28 protein-coding genes are annotated in these 26,740 nt (G+C 62.2%); 13 read left to right on the forward strand and 15 right to left on the reverse strand.

What is annotated here, in order from left to right; translation table 11 throughout:
- The first annotated feature begins 189 nt into the window (after window positions 1-189).
- Window positions 190-1,473 (forward strand): FAD-binding oxidoreductase, encoded by a 1,284-nt coding sequence (locus ACF8Q6_RS09460; RefSeq protein WP_003250557.1) that lies wholly within the window; start codon window positions 190-192, stop codon window positions 1,471-1,473.
- A 111-nt stretch (window positions 1,474-1,584) separates the two neighbouring features.
- On the opposite strand, the gene ACF8Q6_RS09465 is transcribed toward ACF8Q6_RS09460, so the two are convergent.
- Complete coding sequence (locus ACF8Q6_RS09465) at window positions 1,585-2,319, reverse strand: peptidase C39 family protein (protein WP_392490443.1); 735 nt, start codon at window positions 2,317-2,319, stop codon at window positions 1,585-1,587.
- Window positions 2,320-2,485: 166 nt separating this feature from the next.
- Between ACF8Q6_RS09465 and ACF8Q6_RS09470 the strand changes: the two genes are divergently transcribed.
- Complete coding sequence (locus ACF8Q6_RS09470; RefSeq protein ID WP_392490442.1) at window positions 2,486-2,659, forward strand: hypothetical protein; 174 nt, start codon at window positions 2,486-2,488, stop codon at window positions 2,657-2,659.
- Window positions 2,660-2,785: 126 nt separating this feature from the next.
- Here ACF8Q6_RS09470 and ACF8Q6_RS09475 read toward each other — a convergent pair whose 3' ends face one another.
- Window positions 2,786-3,538, reverse strand: a complete 753-nt coding sequence (locus ACF8Q6_RS09475) for a TerC family protein (protein ID WP_003250551.1) — start codon at window positions 3,536-3,538, stop codon at window positions 2,786-2,788.
- A gap of 28 nt (window positions 3,539-3,566) precedes the next feature.
- A complete protein-coding gene (locus ACF8Q6_RS09480; protein WP_392493371.1) occupies window positions 3,567-3,806 on the reverse strand; it encodes a hypothetical protein in 240 nt (79 codons plus the stop codon).
- A 132-nt stretch (window positions 3,807-3,938) separates the two neighbouring features.
- Here ACF8Q6_RS09480 and nhaR point away from each other — a divergent pair, with 132 nt between their 5' ends.
- From nhaR to ACF8Q6_RS09495, 3 genes are all read left to right on the forward strand, one after another.
- Window positions 3,939-4,832, forward strand: a complete 894-nt coding sequence (nhaR, locus tag ACF8Q6_RS09485) for a transcriptional activator NhaR (RefSeq protein ID WP_004573709.1) — start codon at window positions 3,939-3,941, stop codon at window positions 4,830-4,832.
- A 97-nt stretch (window positions 4,833-4,929) separates the two neighbouring features.
- Window positions 4,930-6,141, forward strand: a complete 1,212-nt coding sequence (sstT, locus tag ACF8Q6_RS09490; protein WP_014753754.1) for a serine/threonine transporter SstT — start codon at window positions 4,930-4,932, stop codon at window positions 6,139-6,141.
- Between the two features lie 88 nt (window positions 6,142-6,229).
- Complete coding sequence (locus tag ACF8Q6_RS09495; protein ID WP_004573713.1) at window positions 6,230-6,877, forward strand: YceH family protein; 648 nt, start codon at window positions 6,230-6,232, stop codon at window positions 6,875-6,877.
- 4 nt (window positions 6,878-6,881) lie between these two features.
- Here ACF8Q6_RS09495 and ACF8Q6_RS09500 read toward each other — a convergent pair whose 3' ends face one another.
- From ACF8Q6_RS09500 to ahpC, 3 genes are all read right to left on the reverse strand, one after another.
- Window positions 6,882-7,070, reverse strand: coding sequence for a hypothetical protein (locus tag ACF8Q6_RS09500; RefSeq protein ID WP_003250541.1), 189 nt, complete (start codon window positions 7,068-7,070; stop codon window positions 6,882-6,884).
- Between the two features lie 316 nt (window positions 7,071-7,386).
- Window positions 7,387-8,949 (reverse strand): alkyl hydroperoxide reductase subunit F, encoded by a 1,563-nt coding sequence (gene ahpF / locus ACF8Q6_RS09505; protein WP_392490101.1) that lies wholly within the window; start codon window positions 8,947-8,949, stop codon window positions 7,387-7,389.
- A gap of 124 nt (window positions 8,950-9,073) precedes the next feature.
- The gene (gene ahpC / locus ACF8Q6_RS09510; protein WP_003250537.1) at window positions 9,074-9,637 is read right to left on the reverse strand and encodes an alkyl hydroperoxide reductase subunit C; all 564 of its coding nucleotides are present in this window, start codon (window positions 9,635-9,637) and stop codon (window positions 9,074-9,076) included.
- Window positions 9,638-9,958: 321 nt separating this feature from the next.
- Here ahpC and ACF8Q6_RS09515 point away from each other — a divergent pair, with 321 nt between their 5' ends.
- The gene (locus ACF8Q6_RS09515; protein ID WP_392498706.1) at window positions 9,959-11,023 is read left to right on the forward strand and encodes a TerC family protein; all 1,065 of its coding nucleotides are present in this window, start codon (window positions 9,959-9,961) and stop codon (window positions 11,021-11,023) included.
- A 7-nt stretch (window positions 11,024-11,030) separates the two neighbouring features.
- Here ACF8Q6_RS09515 and ACF8Q6_RS09520 read toward each other — a convergent pair whose 3' ends face one another.
- The 3 genes from ACF8Q6_RS09520 to ACF8Q6_RS09530 form a co-directional block, all read right to left on the reverse strand.
- The gene (locus ACF8Q6_RS09520) at window positions 11,031-11,420 is read right to left on the reverse strand and encodes a hypothetical protein (protein WP_060537715.1); all 390 of its coding nucleotides are present in this window, start codon (window positions 11,418-11,420) and stop codon (window positions 11,031-11,033) included.
- Complete coding sequence (locus ACF8Q6_RS09525) at window positions 11,407-12,810, reverse strand: PAAR domain-containing protein (protein WP_392492365.1); 1,404 nt, start codon at window positions 12,808-12,810, stop codon at window positions 11,407-11,409. Before ACF8Q6_RS09525 ends, ACF8Q6_RS09520 begins: the two co-directional genes overlap by 14 nt.
- A 163-nt stretch (window positions 12,811-12,973) precedes the next feature.
- Window positions 12,974-14,203, reverse strand: coding sequence for an acyl-CoA dehydrogenase (locus ACF8Q6_RS09530; RefSeq protein WP_392492367.1), 1,230 nt, complete (start codon window positions 14,201-14,203; stop codon window positions 12,974-12,976).
- A 140-nt stretch (window positions 14,204-14,343) separates the two neighbouring features.
- Here ACF8Q6_RS09530 and ACF8Q6_RS09535 point away from each other — a divergent pair, with 140 nt between their 5' ends.
- Together ACF8Q6_RS09535 and ACF8Q6_RS09540 are read left to right on the forward strand one after the other, a co-directional pair.
- Window positions 14,344-15,267: a LysR family transcriptional regulator gene (locus ACF8Q6_RS09535; RefSeq protein ID WP_392492369.1), complete on the forward strand. Its 924-nt coding sequence runs from the start codon at window positions 14,344-14,346 to the stop codon at window positions 15,265-15,267.
- Between the two features lie 193 nt (window positions 15,268-15,460).
- Window positions 15,461-16,615 carry a cysteine desulfurase family protein gene (locus ACF8Q6_RS09540; RefSeq protein WP_392492371.1) on the forward strand — a complete coding sequence of 385 codons (1,155 nt, stop codon included), beginning with the start codon at window positions 15,461-15,463 and terminating at the stop codon, window positions 16,613-16,615.
- A gap of 168 nt (window positions 16,616-16,783) precedes the next feature.
- Here ACF8Q6_RS09540 and ACF8Q6_RS09545 read toward each other — a convergent pair whose 3' ends face one another.
- The 3 genes from ACF8Q6_RS09545 to nfsB form a co-directional block, all read right to left on the reverse strand.
- Window positions 16,784-17,221 (reverse strand): RES family NAD+ phosphorylase, encoded by a 438-nt coding sequence (locus ACF8Q6_RS09545; RefSeq protein WP_392492373.1) that lies wholly within the window; start codon window positions 17,219-17,221, stop codon window positions 16,784-16,786.
- On the reverse strand, window positions 17,218-17,667 hold the full coding sequence (locus ACF8Q6_RS09550) for an antitoxin Xre/MbcA/ParS toxin-binding domain-containing protein (RefSeq protein ID WP_003250525.1): 450 nt from the start codon (window positions 17,665-17,667) through the stop codon (window positions 17,218-17,220). The genes ACF8Q6_RS09545 and ACF8Q6_RS09550 overlap by 4 nt, the downstream gene beginning before the upstream one ends.
- A 139-nt stretch (window positions 17,668-17,806) precedes the next feature.
- On the reverse strand, window positions 17,807-18,460 hold the full coding sequence (nfsB, locus tag ACF8Q6_RS09555; protein ID WP_392492375.1) for an oxygen-insensitive NAD(P)H nitroreductase: 654 nt from the start codon (window positions 18,458-18,460) through the stop codon (window positions 17,807-17,809).
- Between the two features lie 103 nt (window positions 18,461-18,563).
- On the opposite strand from nfsB, the gene ACF8Q6_RS09560 reads away from it, so the two are divergent.
- Genes ACF8Q6_RS09560 through ACF8Q6_RS09570 form a run of 3 tightly spaced genes read left to right on the forward strand, consistent with a single transcriptional unit; the run spans window position 18,564 to window position 21,002 of the window.
- The gene (locus ACF8Q6_RS09560) at window positions 18,564-19,487 is read left to right on the forward strand and encodes a LysR family transcriptional regulator (protein WP_392492377.1); all 924 of its coding nucleotides are present in this window, start codon (window positions 18,564-18,566) and stop codon (window positions 19,485-19,487) included.
- Window positions 19,488-19,535: 48 nt separating this feature from the next.
- On the forward strand, window positions 19,536-20,366 hold the full coding sequence (locus tag ACF8Q6_RS09565; protein WP_392492379.1) for an AraC family ligand binding domain-containing protein: 831 nt from the start codon (window positions 19,536-19,538) through the stop codon (window positions 20,364-20,366).
- A gap of 51 nt (window positions 20,367-20,417) precedes the next feature.
- Complete coding sequence (locus tag ACF8Q6_RS09570) at window positions 20,418-21,002, forward strand: LysE family translocator (RefSeq protein WP_392492381.1); 585 nt, start codon at window positions 20,418-20,420, stop codon at window positions 21,000-21,002.
- A gap of 39 nt (window positions 21,003-21,041) precedes the next feature.
- Here ACF8Q6_RS09570 and ACF8Q6_RS09575 read toward each other — a convergent pair whose 3' ends face one another.
- Window positions 21,042-22,241 (reverse strand): sugar transporter, encoded by a 1,200-nt coding sequence (locus ACF8Q6_RS09575; RefSeq protein ID WP_014753765.1) that lies wholly within the window; start codon window positions 22,239-22,241, stop codon window positions 21,042-21,044.
- A 205-nt stretch (window positions 22,242-22,446) separates the two neighbouring features.
- On the opposite strand from ACF8Q6_RS09575, the gene ACF8Q6_RS09580 reads away from it, so the two are divergent.
- A complete protein-coding gene (locus ACF8Q6_RS09580) occupies window positions 22,447-23,763 on the forward strand; it encodes a hypothetical protein (RefSeq protein WP_392492384.1) in 1,317 nt (438 codons plus the stop codon).
- A 110-nt stretch (window positions 23,764-23,873) separates the two neighbouring features.
- Here ACF8Q6_RS09580 and calA read toward each other — a convergent pair whose 3' ends face one another.
- Window positions 23,874-24,926, reverse strand: a complete 1,053-nt coding sequence (gene calA / locus ACF8Q6_RS09585; protein ID WP_014591583.1) for a vanillin reductase — start codon at window positions 24,924-24,926, stop codon at window positions 23,874-23,876.
- 181 nt (window positions 24,927-25,107) lie between these two features.
- Here calA and ACF8Q6_RS09590 point away from each other — a divergent pair, with 181 nt between their 5' ends.
- Window positions 25,108-26,013 carry an AraC family transcriptional regulator N-terminal domain-containing protein gene (locus ACF8Q6_RS09590; protein WP_392492386.1) on the forward strand — a complete coding sequence of 302 codons (906 nt, stop codon included), beginning with the start codon at window positions 25,108-25,110 and terminating at the stop codon, window positions 26,011-26,013.
- A 62-nt stretch (window positions 26,014-26,075) separates the two neighbouring features.
- On the opposite strand, the gene thpR is transcribed toward ACF8Q6_RS09590, so the two are convergent.
- Complete coding sequence (gene thpR / locus ACF8Q6_RS09595) at window positions 26,076-26,621, reverse strand: RNA 2',3'-cyclic phosphodiesterase (protein WP_392492387.1); 546 nt, start codon at window positions 26,619-26,621, stop codon at window positions 26,076-26,078.
- Window positions 26,622-26,740 lie beyond the last annotated feature (119 nt).

Genomic DNA, 26,740 nt, shown 5'->3' on the forward strand with positions numbered 1-26,740 from the left:
CATTCTACGCATTACAAAAACCCTGTCAACACTTTTTTTCGCGCTAACCTACTGAATCTTAAACTCTTTATAGAGAGGCTGGCTGAGGGGGGCCCGTAAAGGATTTTCACCAGACGACTAGCGGGTGTTTATTATTATTGATAGCATCGGTACATTCGTTAAAAATATAAAACACGAGGTTCCTGCAGCATGGCTAACACACCCTACCCCCAGTCCTACTACGCCGCCTCGGCCAACCCGGTGCCGCCACGTCCGGCGCTGCAGGGTGAGGTGGAAACCGATGTGTGCATCATCGGTGCCGGCTACACCGGCCTGTCCAGCGCCCTGTTCCTTCTGGAGAACGGCTTCAAGGTGAGCATCGTCGAAGCGGCCAAGGTCGGCTTCGGCGCATCGGGCCGCAACGGCGGCCAGATCGTCAACAGCTACAGCCGCGACATTGACGTCATCGAACGCACCGTCGGCCCCAAGCAGGCACAACTGCTGGGCCACATGGCCTTCGAGGGCGGGCGCATCATTCGTGAACGCGTGGCCAAGTACAACATTCAGTGCGACCTGAAAGATGGTGGCGTATTCGCTGCCCTTACCAGCAAGCAGATGGGCCACCTGGAATCGCAAAAGCGCCTGTGGGAACGCTTTGGCCATAATCAGCTGGAGCTGATGGACCAGAAGCGCATCCGCGAAGTGGTTGCCTGCGACAGCTACATCGGCGGCATGCTCGACATGAGCGGCGGCCACATCCACCCGCTGAACCTGGCCCTGGGTGAAGCTGCCGCGGTCGAGTCGCTGGGTGGCATCATCTATGAGCAAACCCCGGCCGTGCGTATCGAACGCGGTGCCAACCCGGTCGTGCATACCCCGCAGGGCAAGGTCCGCGCCAAGTTCATCATCGTTGCCGGCAACGCCTACCTGGGCAACCTGGTACCCGAGCTGGCCGCCAAGTCCATGCCATGCGGCACGCAGGTGATCACCACCGAGCCACTGGGCGAAGAACTGGCACGCACCCTGCTGCCGCAGGACTACTGTGTCGAGGACTGCAACTACCTGCTCGACTACTACCGCCTGACCAGCGACAAGCGCCTGATTTTCGGTGGCGGCGTGGTGTACGGCGCGCGTGACCCGGCCAACATCGAGGCGATCATCCGCCCGAAAATGCTCAAGGCCTTCCCGCAGCTGAAGAACGTGAAGATCGACTACGCCTGGACCGGTAACTTCCTGCTGACCTTGTCGCGCCTGCCTCAGGTTGGCCGAATTGGCGACAACATCTACTACTCGCAGGGTTGCTCGGGCCACGGCGTGACCTATACCCACCTGGCGGGCAAGGTGCTGGCCGAGGCCCTGCGCGGCCAGGCAGAGCGTTTCGACGCCTTTGCCGGCCTGCCGCACTACCCGTTCCCGGGTGGCCAGATGCTGCGCGTACCCTTCAGCGCCATCGGTGCCTGGTACTACAGCCTGCGCGATCGCCTGGGCTTCTGATTCAGGCAGGCCTGGCCTCTTCGCCGGCAAACCTGCGCCCACACGGACTGTGCAATAAGCACAAATCCTGTGGGCGCGGGCTTGCCGGCGAAGAAGCCGGCACAGGCAACGCTATTCGTTCAGGCTATTGACCGCCTGCTTCGCCGCAATCTCTTGCCCGGCCTTGGCCAATTCATCCGCAGCATGCAACCACCGCTGGCGATCAACCTGGGCCGGCAGTTGCCGAGGTGGCTGCACCAGCACCGCCCAACTCCCCTGCTTCTCCCATGCCGATGCAAATTCATCGAATGCCATCACCTGCCGCCGGTGCATGCCCGAGCGCAGCAGCACCCGCTGCTTGTAACGGTCATACCCCATCAACACCGCATAGCGCGGCTCGCTCCACCAGGCCGAACCTTCCTCGTAACGCAGCAGTACCGGGTTGCCCGCCGCCACCTGGGTCAGCAGCGCGTCCAGTTGCTTGTCCAGCGGGTACACCACCCTACCGTAATCCCGTGCCACACGGGGAATAGCGGTATCCAGCGTTTCGGCACCCTGAGGCAGGTTGAGCGGCTTATCCAGCAAGCCCGGCGTAATAGGCGCCCCCTGCTGCGACAGCACTGCCGCGAGCGCCATGGCCCCGCTGTGGTTGGCGTTGCCACGGTAGAACGGCACGCTGCTGATCTCGACTCGCTGCGGCAGGCCCTTGAGGTTGCCGTGCGGTGCGCTGGCGCAGCCGGCCAGCGTGGCAGCCAGCAGACAGGCAGCCAGTAGCCGCCGGGGGGCAGCCTTGAAGGAATGTTGCTCCATGGACACTCGCTTGTTCCAACGCCGGGCAGGCAGCGCCCGGCTCTGGCCACCGATCATAGGTCCGACAGCGGCGCGGGTATAGTCCGACAGCGCCTTGGAGCGAATCGGCCCTAGAGATAGACCATTGTTCGATGGAACGTCACAGACAAAGGGCTAGACTAAAGCAGTGTCTGGAAGGTAAACGCGGCCCAATCAAGCGCTTGCCGCAAAGATGGAGGCACAGATGAGCCTGACCATGGCAATTCTCATGCTGGTAGGCATGTGGCTGAGCGTCGCAGCCGCCATGCTGTGGGGTGTACTGCGTATCGTGCGGCGTCATGCACACCACCTGCCACCGCAGGTACCCGCCAAGCCACAGCCTGTAAGCCGGGCGCGGCGGCATGCCGGGGTGAGCTAACCTCAGGATTTCCCGAAGCCCACTGACTGACAAGCCCGCTGCACAGGTATTCGCGTTGCCAGTGCCACGCGAATACCTGTGCAGCGGGCTTGTCCGCAAGAGGGGCGCGAGGCGCCCCTTTTTACATCAACCTTCAGCCGCCTCACGCTTCAGACGCGCTCGGCGGGCCAGGATGTTGAGGACCTCGATAGCCGTCGAGAATGCCATGGCCGCATACACATAGCCCTTAGGTACATGGGCGCCAAAGCCTTCGGCGATCAGCGTCATGCCGATCATGATGAGGAAGCCCAGCGCCAGCATGACCACGGTCGGGTTGTCGTTGATGAAGTTGGCCAGCGGGTCGGCGGCCACCATCATCACGATCACAGCCGTGATAACGGCGATAATCATGATGGGCAGGTGCTCGGTCATGCCCACGGCGGTGATGATGCTGTCGACCGAGAAGACGATGTCCAGCAGCAGGATCTGGAAGATCGCCGCAGCAAAGCCCAGGGTAACCGTGGAGGAGACTTTGGCTTCCTCCTTGGCGCCATGCGGGTCGACGTTTTCGTGAATTTCCTTGGTCGCCTTCCACAGCAGGAACAGACCACCGGCAATAAGGATCACATCTTTCCACGAGAAGGCGTTGCCGAACACTTCGAACACCGGGTCGGTCAACTGGACGATCCAGGCCACGGTGCTGAGCAAGGCCAGCCGCATGACCAAGGCCATGCTGATACCGATACGCCGCGCCTTGGAGCGGTACTCCACCGGCAGTTTGTTGGTCAGGATCGAGATGAAGATCAGGTTGTCGATGCCCAGTACAACTTCCATGGCCACCAGCGTAGCCAGGGCAACCCAGGCGGTAGGGCTAGCGGCGAGTTCCAGCAAATATTCCATTGTTCAAATCCTGCAGCAGCGGTTGGGGTCAAATTTCCTGGGTTTCTTCTTTCTTCTCGGCATGCTTGGGCTTCTGCCCTTCGCCGCCGATGGCTTCGCTCAGCGCCTGCTGGGCAGCCTTGTTGGTGTCGTCGATGGCCTGCTTGGCCGACTGCGCGGCCTGGTCGAGCATCTGCTGGGCGGATTTCTCGGCCTGGTCGCAGCCTGCCAGGGTGAACAGGGCCAAAGCCAGCACCAATGGGGTGCCAATGGATTTGAGTTGCAGCATGGTGTCCTCGCTTGAAATAACCCGGCGGCGCATGGCGCCTGATAGCCGTGCATTCTAGAGACGGCAATAGTTCAGGAAAATTCGTATTTTCATGGCATATACTTCGGTTTTTACGAATCGGAACGACCGACGGTGCTTAACTATCGCCAGCTGCATTACTTCTGGGCCGTGGCCAAGACGGGCAGCATCACCCGCGCCAGCCAACAGCTGAACCTCACACCACAAACCATTAGCGGGCAGATCACCCTGTTCGAGCAAACCTACGGCCTGGAACTGTTCCAGCGCGCCGGCCGGCAGCTGGAACTGACAGAAACCGGCCGTCAGGCCCTGGTGTATGCAGAGCAGATGTTTCAGATCGGCAGCGAGCTCGAAGCCATGCTGCGTGCCGGCCCTCAGGAGCAGATCCTGTTCCGTGTGGGGGTGGCTGACGTCGTGCCCAAATCCATTGTCTACCGCCTGCTGGCACCGACCATGGACCTGGAGGAGGTGCTGCGCATCAACTGCCGCGAAGACAAACTCGAGCGGTTACTGGCAGACCTGGCTATTCAACGCCTGGACCTGGTGATTTCCGACAGCCCCATGCCTAACCACCTGGACATCAAGTGCTACAGCCAAAAGCTGGGCGAGTGCGGGCTGAGCTTCTTCGCCACCCCGGCGCTGGCACAACGGCTTGAAGGCCCTTTTCCAGCTTGCCTGCAGGATGCTCCGCTGCTGGTTCCCGGCCAGGAGACCGTGGTAAGCAGCCGCTTGCTGCGGTGGCTGGGCGAGCAGCAGGTGCAGCCACGGATCGTGGGGGAGTTCGATGACAGTGCCTTGATGCAAGCGTTCGGGCAGTCGGGCAGCGGCATTTTCGTTGCGCCCAGCGTAATCGCCGAGGAGGTGTGCCGTCAGTATGGCGTGCAACTGATCGGGCAGACCGAGGCCGTGCACGAGTCGTTCTACGCCATTTCGGTGGAGCGCAAGGTCAAGCACCCAGGGATCGTGGCGATTACCGAGGGGGCGCGGCGGGAGTTGTTTCACTGGTAGCCATCCAAGCCTCATTGACTAGCAACAAGGCGCGCCGTGCCCACCAGGTGCTCTATGGTAAAGTCCGCCCTTTCCAGATTCCGAGATACCGCTGCACATGACCCCTCTCCTCCGCTTCCTCAACCGCACCAGCCTGGTGACTCAGATCGTCATCGGCCTGCTCGCCGGCATCGCCCTCGCCCTGCTGGCACCTGCCATCGCCCGCGACCTGGCCTTTCTTGGCAAGGTGTTTGTCAGCGCCCTGAAGGCGGTTGCGCCCGTGCTGGTGTTCATCCTGGTCATGGCTTCGGTCGCCAACCATCGTCACGGCCAGGAAACCCACATTCGCCCGATCCTCTGGCTGTACCTGCTGGGCACCTTTGCCGCAGCAGTGGTGGCCGTGGTTGCCAGCATGCTGTTCCCGTCGCACCTGGCACTAAGCACCAGCGAAGCCTCGCTGAGCGCGCCAGGCGGCATCACCGAGGTGCTGCAGAACCTGCTCCTGAGTGCGGTAGACAACCCGGTCAATGCCCTGCTCAATGCCAACTTCATCGGCGTGCTGACGTGGGCCATCGGCTTGGGTGTGGCCCTGCGCCACGCCGGCGAAACCACCCGTACCGTGGTCGAAGACCTGTCCACGGGTGTAACCCTGATCGTGCGCGTGGTCATCCGCTTCGCCCCGCTGGGCATCTTTGGCCTGGTCAGTTCCACACTGGCCCAGTCGGGCCTGGACGCGCTGCTTGGCTACCTGCACCTGCTGGCGGTACTGATCGGCTGCATGCTGTTCGTGGCGCTGGTGATGAACCCGCTGATCGTGTTCTGGAAGATCCGCCGCAACCCCTACCCGCTGACGCTGCTGTGCCTGCGTGAAAGCGGCATTACCGCGTTCTTCACCCGCAGCTCGGCCGCCAACATCCCGGTGAACCTGGCGTTGTCGGAACGCCTTGGCCTGCATGAAGACACCTACTCGGTGTCGATCCCGCTGGGCGCGACCATCAACATGGCCGGTGCGGCGATCACCATTACCGTGCTGACCCTGGCCGCCGTGCATACCCTGGGTATCCAGGTGGACCTGCCGACTGCCGTGCTGCTCAGCGTGGTGGCAGCAGTGTGCGCCTGCGGCGCCTCGGGCGTGGCCGGGGGTTCGCTGCTGCTGATTCCGCTGGCGTGCAGCCTGTTTGGCATCCCTAGCGAAATTGCCATGCAGGTGGTTGCGGTGGGCTTCATCATCGGCGTGTTGCAGGATTCTGCCGAAACGGCACTGAATTCTTCGACCGATGTGCTGTTCACCGCGGCGGCGTGTCAGGCCCAAGAGCGACGTAACGGCTAAGCGGGCCGGGGCCGCTTTGCGGCCCCAATTGCCTTACGCGATCGCATTACCTACCCTAGTGGCCTTTCCCCAGCCACGAGACAGGGCCATGTCAGAACACGAAACCGCAGGTGAAGGCCGCTTCAACAGCATCGAGGTCCGCGTTCTCGGCTCGCTGATCGAAAAGCAGGCCACCAGCCCGGAAAGCTACCCGCTGACCCTCAATGCCCTGGTCCTGGCCTGCAACCAGAAGACCAGCCGCGAACCGGTGATGAACCTCACCCAAGGCCAGGTTGGCCAGGCGCTGCGCGTCCTCGAAGGTCAGGGCATGACCCGCCTGCAGATGGGCAGCCGTGCCGACCGCTGGGAACATCGGGTAGACAAGGCACTTGAGCTGGTGCCAGCGCAGTTGGTGCTGATGGGCCTGATGTTCCTGCGGGGCCCGCAAACCCTCAACGAACTGCTGACCCGTAGCAACCGCCTGCACGACTTCGACGACACCGAGCAGATCCAGCATCAGCTGGAGCGCCTGATCTCGCGCGGCCTGGCCTTGCACCTGCCACGCCAGGCCGGCCAGCGTGAAGACCGCTACACCCATGCCTTGGGCGACCCAGCGGAAATCGAGGCAATTCTCGCTGCACGGCAGCAGGAAGGCGGCGCGCGCACCAGTGGCGGCAGTGTGTCCGAAGAACGCATCGAGGCCCTCGAAGCCCGCATTGCGGCGCTGGAAGCACGCCTGGCCGAGCTGGAAGGCTGAGCCGTCACGGCTCGGGGTCGGGGAAATTGCGGCAGCTCTTGCGCTCGGCCAGCTCCCGGTCAGTGGGGCGCTGGTCGACGAACACAGCGCGACCGTCGGCGTAAATTTCCAGGTAGCCCCAGTGCAGGTCCTGCTCTTGCTGCCCGGGCTTTGGGGGGACTAGCCACCAGGGTTCGCGGCTGATCAGGGTCATGGGTGTGATTCCTGAGGGGTCTGCAGTAAGCATAGACACCTTCAGGTCCTGCTTTACTTGCACCGGCCCTTTCGCGGGTAAACCCGCTCCTACACGACGACCTGTGTCCAGCCTCCGATGTGTGTCTACAACCGATCTGTGTAGGAGCGGGTTTACCCGCGAATACGGTAGCGGCAGCAACGGTGAAAGGCGGCTGGAGATTGGCCAGCAGGGCCGGCCTCTTCGCGGGTAAACCCGCTCCTACGGGGATCTTCACAGTTTCAACAACTGCACAGTCCTGTGAGAGCGGCTTCAACCGCGAAAGAGCCGTACTGGCTTACGCCGGTGCCGAAGTCCGAATCAGGTGGTCAAAGGCCGCGAGCGACGCCTTGGCCCCCTCACCCACCGCAATGACGATCTGCTTGTACGGCACGGTAGTCACGTCACCTGCGGCAAACACACCCGGGATGCTGGTCTGGCCCTTGGCGTCGACAATGATTTCGCCACGCGGCGACAGCTCGACGGTGCCCTTCAGCCAGTCAGTGTTGGGCAACAGGCCAATCTGCACGAAGATGCCTTCCAGTGCCACTTCGTGCTGTTCATCCGTGGTGCGGTCCTTGTAGCGCAGGCCGGTGACCTTCTCGCCATTGCCCAGCACCTCGGTGGTCAGCGCGCTGGTGATCACGTTGACGTTCGGCAGGCTGCGCAGCTTGCGTTGCAACACCGCATCGGCACGCAACTGGCTGTCGAACTCGATCAGCGTCACCTGGGCGACGATACCGGCCAGGTCGATGGCCGCTTCCACACCCGAGTTGCCGCCGCCAATCACCGCCACGCGTTTGCCCTTGAACAGCGGGCCGTCACAGTGCGGGCAGTAGGCCACGCCGCGGCCACGGTACTCTTGCTCACCCGGCACGTTCATTTCGCGCCAGCGGGCGCCAGTGGCCAGGATCACGGTCTTGGCCTTCAGCGAAGCGCCCCCCGCCAGGCGCACTTCGTGCAGACCGCCCTCGGCGGCCGGAATCAGCGCGTCACCGCGCTGCAGGTTCATGATGTCGACGTCGTACTGTTTGACGTGCTCTTCCAGCGCCGTGGCCAGCTTCGGCCCTTCGGTTTCCTGCACCGAAATGAAGTTCTCGATGGCCAGAGTGTCCAGCACCTGGCCGCCGAAGCGCTCGGCGGCAACACCGGTACGGATGCCCTTGCGGGCAGCGTAGATGGCAGCAGCGGCGCCAGCGGGGCCACCGCCGACAACCAGCACGTCAAAGGCTTCCTTGGCGTTGATCTTCTCGGCCTGGCGGGCGCCAGCGTTGGTGTCGATCTTGCCAATGATTTCTTCCAGGCCCATACGGCCCTGACCAAACACTTCACCGTTGAGGTAGATACTCGGAACCGCCATGATCTTGCGCGATTCCACTTCGTCCTGGAACAGCGCACCGTCGATGGCAACATGGCGCACGTTGGGGTTGAGTACCGCCATCAGGTTCAGTGCCTGGACGACGTCCGGGCAGTTCTGGCACGACAGCGAGAAGTAGGTTTCGAAGTTGAATTCACCTTCCAGGGCCTGGATCTGCTCGATCACTTCGGCACTGGCCTTTGACGGGTGGCCACCCACTTGCAGCAGTGCCAGCACCAGCGAGGTGAACTCGTGGCCCATGGGGATGCCGGCGAAGCGCAGGCTGATATCGGCACCCGGGCGGTTCAGCGAAAACGAAGGGCGACGGGCATCAGTACCGTCCGCGCTGAAGGTAATGAGGTTCGACAGGCCGGTAATCTCTACCAGCAGGTCGTGCAATTCGCGGGACTTCGCGCCGTCGTCGAGGGAAGCAACGATCTCGATCGGCTGGGTGACCCGCTCCAGGTAGGTTTTCAGTTGCGATTTAAGCGTGGCGTCCAACATACGGGCGATTCCTTTTTCAAAACTCGGATACAAAAACGCCCAGGCGAGGTCGCCCGGGCGCTTGACGGGGCGGTAGGTACTTCAGCTTTGGCGGCTGCTTACCGCCCGCGTTATGGGCATGACCTTAGATCTTGCCTACGAGGTCCAGCGACGGCGCCAGAGTGGCTTCGCCTTCTTTCCACTTGGCCGGGCACACTTCGCCTGGGTGAGCGGCAACGTACTGGGCAGCCTTGACCTTACGCAGCAGTTCAGCAGCATCACGGCCTACACCACCGTCGTTAAGCTCGACGATCTTGATCTGGCCTTCCGGGTTGATCACGAAGGTACCGCGGTCGGCCAAGCCGGCTTCTTCGATCAGCACGTCGAAGTTGCGCGAAATGACGTGAGTCGGGTCACCGATCAGCGGGTATTCGATCTTGCCGATGGTGTCCGAAGTGTCGTGCCAGGCTTTGTGAGTGAAGTGGGTGTCGGTGGAAACACCGTAGATTTCCACGCCCAGTTTCTGGAACTCGGCGTAGTTGTCAGCAAGGTCACCCAGCTCGGTCGGGCAAACGAAGGTGAAGTCGGCCGGGTAGAAGAACACGACAGACCACTTGCCTTTCAGATCGGCTTCGCTGACCTGAACGAACTCGCCTTTGTGGTAGGCGGTGGCGTTGAAGGGTTTGACCTGGCTGTTGATGATTGGCATGAGAGACACTCCTTCATGGGGTTGGAATCAGTTGATGGACAGAATCCTAACTAATCATCCCGCTGAAGGCTCATTGGCAAAGCTCATGCTTTCGATTGGTTTTGGCTATAACCGGGGTTACTTAATAGAAGGGAACGGGCTGAGCAAAGGATTGCGGTCCTGAGCGCTGCACTGGCAAAGAAATGTAACAGCTCCCCATTCGGCATCACGGGCAAACGGGTCTAGGCTCAAGCCCATGTGATACCGGGCCCCTCTGACGGCTGCCAAGCCGCCATGTCGGATCACTGTTGCCTTGCAACGTCGACATTCAAGGAGGGGCTCATGACAGCTCTGCAAGCATTCCTCACAACACCTGTCCTCGGTACCAGCGCCTGGTTGTGGCTGGTGTTCATGGCCATCGTCATCGGTTTGTTGGTGCTCGACCTGGGCGTGCTGCACCGCCACGACCGGGAAATTGAAATGCGCGAGAGCCTGCTGCTGTATTCAGGCTATTTCAGTGTCGGTGTGCTGTTTGGCGCGGGGGTCTGGTACCAGTTGGGCGCGCAGTCGGCACTGGAGTTCTACACCGGTTTCCTGGTCGAACAGTCGCTGTCCATGGACAACGTGTTCGTCATGGCGATGATCTTCACCTACTTCGCCATCCCCCGCCGCTACCAGCACCGCGTACTGTTCTGGGGCATCCTGGGCGTGGTGTTCCTGCGGGCCATCATGATCGGCGTGGGCGCGGCGCTGGTACAGAACTTTGCCTGGGTGCTGTACATCTTCGGTGCCTTCCTGCTGTTTACCGGGGTGAAAATGGCGCTGTCGAAGGAAGACAGTCGCCCGGACCTGGCCAACAACCCGATCCTCAAATTCGTGCGGCGGCACATGCGGGTTACCGACCAGATCCATGGCTCGCACTTCTTCGTACGCCACACCCCGGCCGGGCACAGCAAGGCGCTGCGTTATGCCACCCCGCTGTTTCTGGCGCTGGTACTGATCGAACTGGCCGACCTGGTGTTTGCCGTCGACAGCGTGCCGGCGATCTTCGCCATCACCCAGGACCCGTTCATCGTCTACACCTCCAACATCTTCGCCATCCTCGGCTTACGCTCGCTGTATTTCGCGCTGGCGGCGCTGATGCACCGGTTCGTCTACCTCAAGTACGCACTGGCACTGGTGTTGATCTTCATTGGCTGCAAGATTTTCTACCACGGCATGGTGGGCAAGGTGCCGGCGCTGCTGTCGTTGGGCGTGACATTCGGGTTGTTGCTGGGTGGGGTGGTGATTTCGTTGATCAAGACGCGGGGGCAGACGTTGAATAAAGACGACAAGACGATAGAAAAAGCAGCTAACGATAAGAAAACAACGGGAGAAAAAAGGAATGACCCACAGTTACGGGTCTGAGTTGCAATCATTGCTTGATGATGAAGTAACCAACCGCTCCCCAAAGTGAGGCAATCAAGATCAACCAAAGGGCTGCTCCCATATCTCGCCTCAACTTTGGGGGAAAATTGTCAAGCTCCGCTTCGTTCAACCATCCGAGGCGTAAATGTAACCTTGGGAATGTGACCAAAGCGCTTACTGTACTCATCAGTAGGCATCGATGCCTTAGGTTTCGTCCGCCCCATACGGGTTTCATCTGCTCAAGATAGGGGTTGCTCGTGATCGCTGAAAGGGCGACATCAAAATCACCCGACAAAGCAATTTTCACATTGATAGCGATCCCCGCAAGGCCCAGGACGAAAGGCGCAATCAGGAATCCTATTTGCAACAATGGGGACCAATTGTCAAAGTCGATCATCAGTCACCTCATGAAGGAGTTCACCGGTCCGCTCTCCGAGGGCGCCAATACCAATAGCGCCTGCAGAAGAGGCTGCGCCAACGATCGCAATCCCGCACACTGCACCAAACCCACCGGTACCCACCGCAAAAATACCGCATAACGCAGCTGCTGCAGCACCTCCACCAGAGGCGCCTACCAACCCTCCCGTTAGCCCCCCTACAAAATTTCCCGCTTCAGTAAACCGAACCTTTCGACAAGCACGAGTCTCCCCGGCCCGACAGACTTCTTTTACTTTCAGATAAGACGAGGTCCCGCCCAGCCCAATCGCTGCATACCCTCCGTATTGCAGGTACTTACTTAACCGCGCCACCTTCTCAAGATGTGTCGCATACCCCGGAATCTGCCCCGGTCCGCCCGCTTTCGACCAATGGTGCACCAGGCTCTTGGTAGAGATATTCAAGCGCTTCTTCAGCCGCTCATAGTTCCCCAGATTCAGTTGCTTATTAAGCAACGCCGCTTTCAACTGGCCATCCAGTTGCTGCAACAACCGCCTGCGCTCGGCGAAGAAACCCGGACTATTCAAATGGCCATGGTGCATGAACTCACGCTGGTGCAATTGCTCGATGCTGGTCAAGGTATTGCTTACTTGTTTCAAGCCTTGATCCAGCATGTCCTTGCCCACGCCCATGGACAGACTGGCGTTGCTGAGCAAGCCGGCGATTTCCGCCTGGTGCTGCATCATGAAATCCGCTTCGACGTAGTCGAGTGCCTCCAGCGCACGCCGCGCATGCTGCGCAGCCGCCATAAGCTCTCCCTCTTCGCGTGTGCAGGCATTTCCATTGTCAGGATCACCGATAACGAAGATTTCCCCAGCTTTGAACCCTTGCGCATACGTGGGGTTGAGCCGCTGTAACCGTGAGATCGGCAACGTGGAATCGTGACCGGCCAGTTGAAGCAGTATCTGGGGAAACGACATGCGTCGTGGAACCACGTAGAAGCCAGGCTCCAGCGAACCAGGCAGTGCACCTATTACCGGTTGGGAGAAGCGCTCGGGGTTGAAGGTGGGTGACAGCTCGGCAGCGTGGGTATTGGCACGCCCTGCAATGGAGTGCATGGAGGGCGGAGCCTCATACAAGGGCGCGACTACCCGGTTGGTGCCCGGCGAACAGCCACAGACAACCAACGCACCATCCATAGCCACCCGCTGGCCATCTGAGATAAAGTGATCCACACCTTCGGCGACAGTTCCCGCCTGCCCACAAAGGGGGCATGGCGTGGTGTGGTCGCCTTCACGGAGCACCATTCGGCCTTCGTCTAGATAGCCGGCCCCCGTCGCAATACAGACAGCACCCGTTGTGGTGACATCGCCATCTACCGCCTGACCTTTCCCCTCTAGATTGACGCGCATATATGAACTCCCTGTACTTGATTCAGGTTGGAAACCTATCACCAGCAAGGGAGATTCAAGTGGCCTCAGCCAAAATTCAGATACGTCCTACAAGTTGCAGGACTTTACGCAATCACTGCAGGCGCGGGTTTGATCGCGAATGGGCCGGCGCAGGCTGACGCGTTCACCGCCCGCTACGCAACATCTCCACCGGCACATACTTGCCAATCTCGTATTTGCCAATCGCCGCCCTGTGCACTTCATCCGGCCCGTCAGCCAGGCGCAGGGTGCGCTGCATGGCATACATGTAGGCCAGCGGGAAATCGCCGCTTACCCCTGCCCCGCCATGTATCTGGATAGCCCGGTCGATCACCTTCAAGGCCACGTTCGGCGCCACCACCTTGATCTGGGCGATCTCGCTACGGGCCACCTTGTTGCCGACGGTGTCCATCATGTAGGCCGCTTTGAGCGTCAGCAGCCGGGCCATGTCGATTTCCATGCGCGAGTCGGCGATCTTGTCGACGTTGCCGCCCAAGCGTGCCAGTGGCCGACCAAAGGCAGTACGCTCCACCGAGCGCTTGCACATCAGCTCCAGCGCGCGCTCGGCCATGCCGATCGAGCGCATGCAGTGGTGTATACGGCCTGGGCCCAGGCGGCCCTGGGCAATTTCGAAGCCGCGGCCTTCGCCAAGGATCACGTTTTCGTACGGCACCCGCACATGCTCGAAAAGGACTTCAGCATGACCATGGGGCGCATCGTCATAACCGAACACCGGCAGCGGGCGGACGATCTTCACGCCTGGCGTGTCGGTCGGCACCAGCACCATGGAATGCTGCTGGTGGCGTGGCCCTTCAGGGTCGGACAGGCCCATGAAGATCATGACCTTGCAGCGCGGGTCGCAGGCGCCGGAAGTCCACCACTTGCGGCCGTTGATCACCCACTCGTCACCGTCCCGTATGGCAGTAGCAGCCATGTTGGTGGCGTCCGACGAGGCCACGTCTGGTTCGGTCATGGCAAACGCTGAGCGGATCTCGCCACGCAGCAGCGGCTCCAGCCACTGGCGTTTCTGCGCCTCGCTGCCATAGCGCACCAGCACTTCCATGTTGCCGGTGTCCGGCGCGGAGCAGTTGAACGGCTCCGGCCCGAGCAACGAGCGGCCCATGATTTCTGCCAGCGGGGCGTACTCCAGGTTGCTCAGGCCAGCGCCGTATTCAGACTCTGGCAAGAACAGGTTCCACAACCCTTCGGCCCGGGCCTTGGCTTTAAGCTCCTCCATGATTGCAGTGGGCTGCCAGCGGTCACCCTCGGCGACCTGGCGCTCGAACACGGCTTCGGCGGGGTAGACATGAGCGTCCATGAACGCAGTGACACGCTCGCGCAGTGCCTGGACCTTGGGCGAATAGGCGAAATCCATCTGGGCTACCTTCACAGTTCGGAGTACGTGGGCCAGAGCCTAGAGCAGCATTGCTCCATCCACCTAGTCTATTTTCCGCGTGTATAAACATTCATAACCGATATATGATCGGCCGATAATTCCAACAAAGAGCGGCGCCCATGAACCTTAGCAAGGTCGACCTCAACCTGTTCATCGTGTTCGATGCGATCTACACCGAAGCCAACCTGACCCGCGCCGGGCAGATCGTCGGCATTACCCAGCCGGCAGTGTCCAATGCCCTGTCGCGCCTGCGCGAAACCTTCAATGACCCGCTGTTCGTGCGCACTGCGCAAGGCATGGTGCCCACCCCCATGGCGCAGAACATCATCGGCCCTGTGCGCAGCGCGCTGGCGCTGCTGCGGACTTCGGTGCAGGAAAGCCGCATTTTCAATCCGCAGCAGGCCAACAAGACCTTCCGCATCAGCATGACCGACCTGACCGAGGCGGTCATCTTGCCGCCGCTGTTCCAGCGCCTGCGCCGCCTGGCGCCGGCAGTCATGATCGAAAGCTTCCTGTGCAAGCGCCGCGAGACCACCAAGGAACTCGCGGCCGGCCGCCTGGACTTTGCCATCGACGCGCCACTGAACACCGACCCGCAGGTGCGCCACATCAAACTGATGCAAGACCGCTATGTCTGCGCCCTGCGCCAGGGTCACCCGCTGGCCGACAGCAAGCTGACCCTCGACAGCTACCTGGGCATGACCCACATCCATATCTCCAGCCGCCGCAACGGCCTGGGTTACGTCGACCTGGCGCTCGGCAAGATGGGGGTTCAACGCAAGGTCGCCCTGCGTTCGCAACACTACCTGATGGCGTCGCAGGTGTTGCAGCAGACCGACATGGCGATGACGGTCCCCGAGCGCTTCGCCCGTCGCCATCAGTTGCGTTATCAGGCGCTGCCGGTGGAGATCCCTGCACTGGAAACGCACCTGTACTGGCATGAAAGCACCGACCAGGACCCGGCCAACCGCTGGATGCGCGAGCAGATCACGGAATTGTGCGAGCGCGTGGTTGCAGAGGAAGAGAAGGCTCTGGAGCCCTGACGGTGCCGGCGAGGGACCCTTCATGGCCCTCACTAGGCAAAGTAGAAAATCCCATGAAAGATCTTCGATAGAGAATTTTTTTCTAAAATAATCGCGAATCGACCTGAGGGAAACGAAAAAAATACCGCTGCTGGCAGGTACGCTTACATCAATGATTGCCGATTGCACGGCCACTGACACGGACCCGCCCTCAATGCCTAGCGCCCCACTCTACTTCGATTACGCCGCCACTACCCCAGTCGACGACCGGGTTATCGAAACCATGCTCGCCTGCCTGGGTAACCAGGCCAACTTCGGCAACCCGGCGTCCAGCGGCCACGCCTTCGGCCAGGCTGCACGTCACGCCGTGGACCAAGCGCGCCAGCAAGTCGCCGAGTGCGTCGGCGCGCACGCCGAGCATCTGGTATGGACGTCGGGTGCGACCGAGTCCAACAACCTGGCACTCAAGGGTATTGCCCAAGGCATCGGCCAGCCCGGGCACCTGATCACCAGCCAGCTGGAACACAAAGCCGTGCTCGACACCGTGGCCGAACTGGAGCGCCAGGGCTGGGCCGTTACACGCCTGGCAGCGGATGCCGACGGCCTGATCCAGCCCGCAAGCGTGCAGGCAGCGTTGCGCGCTGACACCCGCCTGGTATCGCTGATGGCGGTCAACAACGAACTGGGCACGGTCACTGATTTTGGCGCGATCGGCGAGCAGGTACGTGCCCATGGTGCCCTGCTGCACGTGGATGCCGCGCAGGCCGTGGGCAAGCTGGCGATCGACCTGCATACGATGGCCGTGGACCTGATGTCTTTTTCGGCGCACAAGGTCTACGGGCCAAAAGGCATCGGTGCGCTGTATGTCGGGCCGCGCGCCCGCGTGCTGATGCGTGCGCAGATGCACGGCGGCGGCCACGAGCAGGGCCTGCGTTCCGGCACCCTAGCGACCCATCAGATAGCGGGCATGGGCAGCGCCTTTGCCTTGGCCGGCCAACCTGGCGACAGCGAACACCAGCGCCTCGAGCAACTGGCAATACGCCTGCGCACAGGCCTGCTGGCCATGCCCGGCGTTACCTTGAACGGCTGCGCCAAGCAACGCATTCCCCATACCTTGAACCTGTGCATCGACAGCAAAGGCTTCAACAGCGCGGCGCTGGCCGGCGAGCTGGCCTTGTCGACCACCTCGGCCTGCAACTCGGCGAGCAACGCTGCCTCGCATGTGCTGCTGGCACTGGGGCTGGATGAGCGTCAGGCTCGCAACAGTGTGCGTTTGAGCATCGGCCGTTTCAGCACCGAGGCTGACGTGGACAAGGCGCTCGAAGTGTTTGGCCGGGTGCTGGCGTCAGCATCGGCAGCACTGTGGTGACCACGCCCTAGTGTGGTGTTTCACAAATAACGACCATAACTCGCGGCGCTTTTTGCGCTCATGCGGCGTTGTCACTCCTCGCCGTAGCTGGGCTACGACTCGTCGCGACGCCTTGCCTGAGCGCAAAAATCGCTCGCGAGTTATTGGGCGTATTTGCAAAACACCCCACTAGAACAGGCGGCTGTCCGGCGTGAAATCCTCAACCTGGATTTTCGCGCTCTGCGCCTGCGGGTGGCGTGGGTTGAACAGGTAATTGGTGGTGCTGGGCATGATCGCGCTTGGCACCGGCAGCAGCAATGCCGAACCGTCATCCAGAAAGCGATTGCCCAGCGTACGGGTCAACTCAGGCTGAGTAGACCAGCCGGGCTGCAAAGCGGGCAACTGTGCCTGGGAAACCGTGTCGGGCAGTTCGATGCGAAGCAAGCGCATGGTGGTCGGGAAATCTTCGGGGTCGATCTCCAGGTGCACCAACACTTCCAGCATCGCCCCGGGAGGGCTGGTGGCGGCATACACCACCGGCCGACCCGCCTGGTGCCAGCGGCCACTTACACGCAAGCCCCCCGTACCGCTCAAGTCTGCATAGGCGCTGATTCGCCACAAAATCACAGGCCATAGCCCTCGGCAATCTGCAGCAGCATTTCTTCGACCTGCGTGGTGCCTTGCTGGGTGGTGAGCATCTGCATCGGCGTCAGCCCCGAGAAACGCTCCTTGGGCTTGGAAAGCCAGCGTTTGGCCTTGCCCGCTTCACCGAACACAGCCTCGGCCATGGCGGTGATGTGGGCCGAGCGGAACAGCCGATCGCTCTCATCCACGGTCAGCGGTTGGTCGCGCTCGATTCGGGATTTGAGGGTGCGCAGCGGGATGATCTGGTCGCGCTCCACCGGCGTGAGCACACCGCGTTCGGTCAGCTTTACCAACCAGGTGGCGGCAAAACCATCGGTGATGCGGGTGTGGATTTCGAAATCGCTGGCAAGCTCGGGAATGTCCAGCAGCGCCTGCAGGCGCGCCCGGTACTCGTGGTAACCGTTGTCGCGAAGCACTTCGGCAAGCATGGCAGGCTCCTTTTCGGCATTTGCCGATAAGTATGCGGCATATGCCGGGTCATTGCCAGTTTGCCTGATCGGGCGGTCGACGTCTGGGCTTTGCCAGATTAACCAGCGTTGCCAGGGCCGCACAGCGGCCCCGGAAACCTCACAGGAAGGTGAACACTTGCGATGCCGGCAACCGCGACTTGCTCAGCCCGGCATTGAAGTCCGCCTCACTGCGGTACCCCAGGCTCAGGATCACCACACTGGTAAAGCCACGCTCACGCAAGCCCAGTTCGGCATCGAGGACCTTGCTGTCGAAGCCCTCGATCGGCGTGGCATCCAGCCCATGCGCCGCCGCACCCAGCAAGGCGGTACCCAACGCCAGGTAGGTCTGCTTTTCCATCCAGTGCTGCACATCCTTCTGGTCGAAGCGGTGCAGGTTGACGTAGTGACGACGGCTCTGGTTTTGCCCGGTGCGCGCTTGCTCATCACGGAAACGGCCATCGGCAGCCTCTTGATCGAGCACGGCGTTCAGGTGTTCTTCAGTCATTTCGGTACGGGTGCAGAACACGATCACATGCGAGGCATCGAGAAGCTTCTGCGTGTTGTAGGCATAACCCTCAGCAGTGCTCTTGGCCAGGCGGGCCTTGCCTTCGGCCGTGTCGGCGACGATGAAATGCCAGGGCTGGGAATTGACCGACGACGGGCTGTGACGCAGTTGTTCGAGCAGGGCGTCGACGGTGGCCTGGGGAATGCGGCGTGAGGCATCGTAAGCTTTGGTGGTGTAACGGCGCTTGGCCAGCGATACGGTATCCATGCGACAACTCCGGAGTGAACAGTGGATTTGCCGGGCATCTTATCTTTCCAGCAAAAAAGAAAAAGCGGCACAATGTAACAACACTTTCATCCCTGGAATGAAAATGCTGCGCATCACCGACCTCGAACTGTTTGCCCGCAGCAGCGTGCTGGGTAGCTTCACTGCCGCCGCCCATGAAGCCGGCCTGCTGCCGGGCCAGGTGGCTGCCGCGATCAAACGCCTGGAACGCGACCTGGATGTACGCCTGTTCGCCCGCACCACCCGCAGCCTGCGCCTGACCGCCGAGGGCGAGCGCTACCTGCCAACCGCGCTGAATGTGCTGGAAAGCCTGCGCCAGGGCCATGAAGATCTGCATGGCAACCCCAATAGCCTGCGCGGCACCCTGCAGGTGTCGGCCCCTTCCGACATGGGCCGCAACATGCTGCTGCCCGGGCTCAGCGCCTTCCGCCACGACCACCCGGCATTGCAACTGCGCTTCTTCCTGTCCGACCAGATGGCCGACCTCAACCGCGACCCCGTGGATGTGGCCATCCGCTATGGCCTCAACCAGGATGCCAACTACATCGCCCTGCCACTGGCCGAGTGGAACCGCCGCGTGCTAGTGGCCTCACCCGACTACCTGGCCCGTCACGGCCGCCCGCTTACCCCCGACGCACTGCAGCAGCATGCCTGCCTGCTGTACATGCAGCACAGCCGGGTGTACGACAAGTGGCAGCTGGGTAATCGCACCGTGCAGGTGCGTGGGCCGCTGGTCAGTGACGATGCCGACGTCATCCGCCGCCTGGCCATCCAGGGGGAAGGTATCGTCTACAAGTCGTGGCTGGATGTCAGCGCCAACATCGCGGCCGGTGAACTGGAAATGGTCCTGCCCGAATTGCTCGGGGAGCCTACCCCACTGACCTTGGTCTGCCCTCATCGCAAACAACTCACGCCTGCCGTGAAGCAATTGCACCTGTGGCTACGCGAACGCTTCGAGGCCCTGCGCGCCCGGGCACTGACCAACGGCTGCACAATCGTTCCAGACTGAGCCGGGGGCATTGCGCTAAGGTAGCCATTTACCCCACGGAACACGTCCATGAGCAACTGGATCGACTTCAAACAAGACGCCGACACCGGCATCGAGTCGGTCCGCGCGCATTTTGTCGGCCATGCCTATGATCCCCACTGGCACGACAGCTTTCTGGTCGGCGTGACCGAGCAGGGCGTGCAGCAGTTCAACTGCCGCCGGGTGCGCCACCGCAGCACGCCGGGGCAGGTATTTTTACTTGAGCCTGGCGACATCCACGATGGCCTGGCGCCCACCGAAGAAGGCTTCACCTATTCGACGCTGTACCTGGAGCCCGCCTGGCTCGACCAACAGCTGCGCGCGCTGTACGAGCACGCGCCGGGCGACAGCCTGCCCAGCTTCGCCGACACCCTGTGCCACGACGAACGCCTGGCACGGGCCACCGCCCTGACCTTCAGGGCCGTGCATGACCAGGACTTGCGCATCGTCAGGCAAACGGCCATGGACGATCTGCTGGCCTGCCTGACCCGCCACCTGCACTGGCGCCGCCGCATCAACCCCGACCCGCGCCTGCCGCTGACCGCACAGCGCGCCCGGGACTTCCTGCATGCCAATCTGGAGCGCGACATCGGCCTGGAGGACCTGGCCCAGGCCTGCGGCATTGACCGCTTTCGCCTGACGCGTGCGTTCAAGGCGGCGTTCGGCATTGCACCCCATGCCTACCTGATCCAGCTGCGCCTGGCCCGCGCGCGGCGCCTGCTTGCCCAAGGCCAGACACCGGCCGAAGTGGCCGTGGCGTTGGGCTTTGCCGACCAGAGCCACCTGGGGCGCTGGTTCCGCCGCGCCTACCAGTTGACCCCGGCCGACTACCGCAGGCGCTGCTCAAACCTTCCAGACTGAGTGCCGGCGGGCAGCGAGCATGGTGCTTCGATGTTACGGAGCCCATGAACCATGTCTGAGTCGTTGTTGCCCTTCATACTGTTTGCCCTGGTGTCCAGTATCAGCCCGGGGCCGACCAACCTGTTGATCCTGGCCCATGGCGCCCACCGGGGCCTGCGCGCAAGCCTGGCGCCGATCGTGGCGGCGTGTGGCGCGGCTGCAGCCATTGTGCTGCTCGTCGGGCTGGGGCTGGGCGAACTGCTGCTGCGCCACCCCCTCGCGCAACAGCTGATGAGCTGGGCCGGGGTGCTGTGGCTGAGTAGCCTGGCCTGGAAGATGCTGCGCAGTGCCGCCGCCCCGCTCCACACGACCACGGCGCTAGGCTTCAGTGCGCTCAGCGCGGCTTCGTTGCAGGTGGTGAACCCCAAGGTGTGGTTGATGGCCGTGGCGGTGGTCGGGGTATTTGCCGCGCCGTCGTTGCCAGTGTGGCAGCTGGCGCTGGTGTTCTTGCTGATCGCTCTGCCGAGCATGGCCGCGTGGGCGGTGTTGGGGGTGGGGAGCGCCCGGTGGCTGCAGGCACCGGGGCGGTTGCGGGTGTTCAACCAGGTATTGGCGGGGGTTTTGTTGATATCGGCATGGGCTGCCGTATTGGCCTGAGTCTCTACTTGACCGGCAAGGGGCCTGAGCGGCCCCGGCTCAGCGTGCCAATGCCTCGCGAAAGCGCCGGGTACTGGCAACGGCCAGTACCAGCCCGACCACTGCCACGCTGCCGCCCACCAGGCCGATATCCGCCACATTCATCTGACTGCTGACGATACTGCCCAGCAGCGCACCACCGCCAATACCGATGTTGTAGATACCCGAGAACAGCGCCATGGCCACATCGGTGGCGTCGGACGCCAGCTTCAGGGTCTTGGACTGCAGCGCCAGGCTGAAGCTGAGAATGGCCACGCCCCAGAACATGCTCAGCACTGCGAACACATAGAAGTTGCCCGACAGCGGCAACATCAGCAACAGGCACGCGGCGAGTACCCCGATCGAACCCACCAGGAAGCCATGCGGGAAGCGGTCGCTGTAACGGCTGAACAACAACGAACCAAAAACCCCGGCACCGCCGAACAACAGCAGCAACAGTGTGGTGCGGTCGCCGCCGATCTGCGCTACGTGCAGGGCGAACGGCTCGATATAGCTGTAGGCCGTGAACTGCGCGGTAATGACCAGCGTCACCAACAAGTAGGTAATGACCAGTGCCGGGCGCTTGAACAGGACCGGCAGGCTGCGCAACGAACCGGAGTTCTGGCTGGGCAGCAGCGGCAGCGATTTCATCAGGCACAGCATGGTGGCTAGCGCTACCCCGGCAATGCTCAGGAACGTGATGCGCCAGCCCAGTGCCTCGCCCACCACACGGCCCAGCGGGATGCCCAGGACCATGGCCAGGGTAGTGCCGGTGGCCAGCAGGCCCAGCGCCTTGGCCTGCTGGCCCGGCGGCGCCACACGCACCGCCAGCGAGGCGGTGATGGACCAGAACACCGCATGCGCCAGGGCAATGCCGATACGGCTGACCAGCAGCATGGCGAAGCTCTGCGAAAGCCACGACAGCACGTGGCTGACAATGAACACCAGGAACACGAACAGCAGCAGACGCCGCCGTTCGATGTTGCGGGTCAGCAACATCATGGGCAACGAGGCCAGCGCCACGATCCAGGCATAGATGGTCAGCATCAGGCCGACCTGGGCAGTGCTCATGTCGAAGCTGCGGCCAATGTCACTGAGCAGCGCCACAGGGACGAACTCGGTGGTGTTGAAAATGAAGGCCGCCAAGGCCAGGGCGATGACGCTCAGCCAGCTGCCACTGCCCGTTGTGGGCGGCAGGTGTGTGGGTATGGGTCCGTTCATGGGTGGAAACCGCTTCTCCGCAGACAAAGCAACAGGTCGCACGCCAGCCACCCGCTTGCAGGGGTGCCAACGTACGTTTTGTTATGGATAGGAATGCCCGGCATGGTACGCGTCAAGCTGGGGCCTCACAACCGCAGGGCAGGCAGAAGGAGTACCATGCGCGCTTTGTGTGAAACGCGCGTGCAACAAGGAGCCCGATCCGCTCATGGACAAGCAGCACCCCCAGCAGCAGTGGCAGCAGGCAGTCATCGCCTATGCCCAGGCCGTCAATGACTACGTCGCGCAGGGCCGTGCGCACGGCTGGGACAACCTCGAAGAGCCGCAGGCACCCGCCACCGAACACCTGCTCGACGCCTGGCTGGCAGCCCTGCAGGCAGCCAACCGCCCTGGCATGGACGAACCGCAGCGTCAGGCATTTCGCGAGGCTTGGCCACCCGCACACCACCCTTTGATACCGTTGCTCGAAGACCACGGCCAAGGCATCAGCCATGTCCTGCTGCTGGAAGATGGCAGCCTGCTGGCCCGCATCGGTATGCCTTACGACAAGGGCCAGGTGGTGCGTATCGATCACCATGGGGTAACCCCGGTCATCGGCATCGAACACTTTGGCCGTTGCCCGGCGCGACGCTATTTCGCCCTGGCCAATGCCGAGGGCGTGCGTGTGACCGATGGCTGGGGCGGCCCGCAAGTGCAGCGCCTGGCCTGGCCTACCGGGCTGGAGGGGTTGCCGCCAGGCTACCCGTTCGAGCCGTTCGACCTGCCGCCCACACCGACCGCGCTGATCCCCTTCCCCGATGGCCAGCGAGTGCTGCTGGTGAGTGCCGAAGGTATCTTCGTGCTGGCCACTCAAGGTGCGACTCGCCTGCTGCCACAGCAGACACGCGTGCTCGATGAGCTGGCCGAGGGCACCGACCCGGACGACATCAGCCTGGGGCTGAGCATGGAGCATGGTGCGGTGTCGGCGGATGGCCGGCTGATCGTCGTGGGTGAGCAAGGCAGCCGACACCTTGTTCTGGACGAACGACTCAAGCCGCTGGCGCACATCGGCCCGGGCAGCGAATACCCGCACTTTGCCTTGTTCAACCGCGCCGGTGACCAGTTGATCGTCAATGCCTGCCATTTCTACAGCGGTGCCACGCTGGCCGTGAGGGTGGCAGACCTGCACGGGCTGGATACCGATTACTACAGCCAGGACCCGCGTACCCCGCTGGTGCAGGATGGCGCAAGGGTGTATGCGGGGGTTGCGCGCGATGGCGAGTACATTGTGGGTGATGCCTATGGCTACCTGCGGGCGTTTGGCGAAGAGGGTTCGGAGCATTGGCAGCATTACCTGGGATCGACCATCAGTGCGATGGATATCAGCGTCGACGGACAAACGCTGGTGGCGGCGAGCCATGCGGGGGTTATTTCGGTGATTGCGCTGGATAGCGGGCGGCCCGAGTGGCAGATCGGTACCGGGGCGCACGGCGAGGTGCGGCGGTGGTTGTTCTGGAAGGGCTGGGACAAGCCGATGGCCTGGTAAAACGGCTGCATCGGTGCTGCCTGTACCGGCCCCACCGCGCGCAAGCCCTACATCACCCCTGTGTAGGAGCGGGCTTGCCCGCGAAGAGGCCCGTACAGGCAACCGCCCCATCAGCCCTGTAACGTGGCCATGTCGATCACGAACCGGTACTTCACATCACCGGCAATCATCCGCTCATAGGCCTGGTTGATATTGCGGATATCCAGCATCTCGATATCGCAACGGATGTCGTGCTCGGCGCAGAAGTTCAGTACTTCCTGAGTCTCGGCAATCCCCCCGATCAACGACCCCGCCAGCACCCGACGCTTCATCACCAGGTTGGCCGCATGCAATGCCGGGTCGATCGGTTCGATCAGGCCGACCAGGATGTGCACACCGTCGAACTTCAGCGTTTCCAGGTACGGGTTGAGGTCGTGCTGCACCGGAATGGTGTCGAGCAGGAAATCGAAACGACCGGCAGCGGCGCGCATCTGCTCGGCATCGGTGGAGACGATCACATGGTCGGCCCCTTGGCGGCGCGCTTCCTCGGCCTTGGCCTGAGAGCGCGTGAACAGGGTCACTTCCGCACCCAGGGCCTTGGCCAGTTTGATGCCCATGTGGCCCAGGCCGCCCATGCCGAGGATGCCGATCTTGTGGCCTGGGCCAACGCCGTGGTGCTTGAGCGGCGAATAGGTGGTGATGCCGGCACACAGAATAGGTGCAGCGCTGGGCAGGTCCATGCCGGCCGGTATGCGCACCACGAAGTGCTCGCTGACCACGATGCTGCTGGAGTACCCCCCCATGGTGTTGCTGCCATCGACTCGGTCCGGGGTGGCGTAGGTCATGGTCGGGCCTTCGAGGCAATACTGTTCCAGGTCCTTGGCGCAGGCTTCACAGGTACGGCACGAGTCGACCATGCAGCCGACGCCCACCAGGTCACCGACCTTGTGCGCGGTGACTTTGTCGCCCACCGCCGTGACCCGGCCGATGATCTCGTGGCCCGGCATCAGCGGGTACACGGCAATGCCCCATTCGTTGCGCGCCTGGTGGATGTCGGAGTGGCACACGCCGCAGTACAGGATGTCGATGGCGACGTCATCCGGGCGCGGGCTGCGGCGTTGGAACGTCATGGGGGCCAGGGGGCTGGTGGGGGTTTGAGCGGCGTAACCGATGGCGGTATACATGCAGGGCCTCGCAGTGAAGTGAAACGATTCAGGCGACGCATTTTGCGCGTCGTTCGCCGCCTCGCCCACGGCTGATTCTCCGGCATGCATGCCTGATTCTACGAAGATGCCAACCCGTAGCTGGCGCCACGCCCTCAATCTGCGATGATCAAGCTGTCTGATTCTCTGCCCTTGGTCCACCATGCAACTGACCCGTCACGTCGATGCCAATGCGCCGCTTTGCGCACTGATCCGCAGCCTCGCCACGCGCCCAGGCTTTGTGCCCACGCACCTGCCCCAGGTACAGGTGCTGAGCTGGGACCACTATGTGGCCAGCAGCCCACAGATTTACGAACCCAGCCTCATGATCCTGGCCCAGGGCAGCAAGCTGGCACGCCTGGGGCCGCGCACCCTGGAGTACGGCGCCGGGCATTACCTGGTGCAGGCGTTGTCGGTGCCGTTCATGTGCGAAACCTTCGCCACCCCTGACGCGCCATTGCTGGGCGTGGCGGTGGGCATCGACCGTGGCGTGCTGGGCGAGTTGGTGCAGAGCATGGGCTTGGCACCGGACGCTGAAGTGCAGGCGCAAACACCGCAATCGATGACCTCCGCAGCACTGGATGCGCCAATGCGCGAAAGTGTGGAACGGCTGCTGCACTGCCTGCAGGACCCGCTTGACGCCAAGGTACTGGGCCCGGCGCGCGTACGCGAGGTGCTGTATACCGCGCTGCGCGGCCCGCAGGCCGGTGTGTTGCGGGCACTGGTGGAGCAACAGGGGCACTTCGCCCGCATCGGCGCCGCCCTCGCCCACCTGCGCGAGCACTACGCCGAGCCGCTGAGCGTGGAGGCACTGGCCGCGCGGGCCAACATGAGCGTTTCGACCTTCCATGAACACTTCAAGCGCTGCACCGACATGGCGCCGATGCAGTACCTGAAGCGCTTGCGGCTACTCAAGGCGCAGCAGATGCTGATTGGCGAAGGCCTGGGCGTGGCACAGGCTGCGCACCGGGTGGGCTATCAGAGCACCTCGCAGTTCAGCCGCGAGTACAAGCGCCAGTTCGAACGCAGCCCAGGGGATGAATTGCCTTATCAAAGCATGCCGGTGTAATCACCCGATCTGAAAAGCCCCTGCAGGTACGCATCCGGGACCAGGCGTTTTCGCCCGGCGGGTCAGTCCGCCAGCGGCCACTGCGCCAATGGCCAGTAAGCCCCCTTGCGCGACTCGTAAAGCGTGAAGTGTCGCGCGTTGAGGTAAAACTCCGGCGCGCTACTGGCCTCGGGCGGCTGCCCGCGGTAATCCCTGGACAGCGTCAGGTGCGGTCGATACTCACGCGTGGCCGCTTCCAGCCCCAACGGCAGCAACGCCTGCTGCAAACCGTACACCAGTTGCAACAGGGCGGGCGGTACCTGCTGCGCCTCCAGCACCAAGGCGCCGGCCCGTTGCCACACCTGCAAACGGTCGAGCAACAGCCGCGGCGCCGAGGTTGGCAGCGCCAGTTGGTCAACCGCCGCGCACATTGCAGGCACCTGCGCAGTGTCCACATCACCGAGAAACAGCAGCGTGACGTGGAAGTTGGCCGCCGGCACCGGTTTGCCGCTGCGCAGGTTCAGCCCGCGCCGCCACTGGGCCAGGTCACGGCGCTGCGCGTCGCTGATCGGCAAGGCGAAGAACAGCCGCTTGAACGGGCTACCACTGGGGCGTATATCCTGAACCATACAAACTCCCTGACATGAAACGTTTGCGCATGACTGTAGGGTATTACACCAACGTCGCCCCGCAGTTTGGTAACAATAAGTACAAACTGCCCCCATGATTGTTTATGCTGGCGGGCTCA

This window comes from Pseudomonas sp. GLN_2 (assembly GCF_043106005.1).
In the GTDB taxonomy this organism is placed as follows: Bacteria; Pseudomonadota; Gammaproteobacteria; order Pseudomonadales; family Pseudomonadaceae; genus Aquipseudomonas; species Aquipseudomonas alloputida.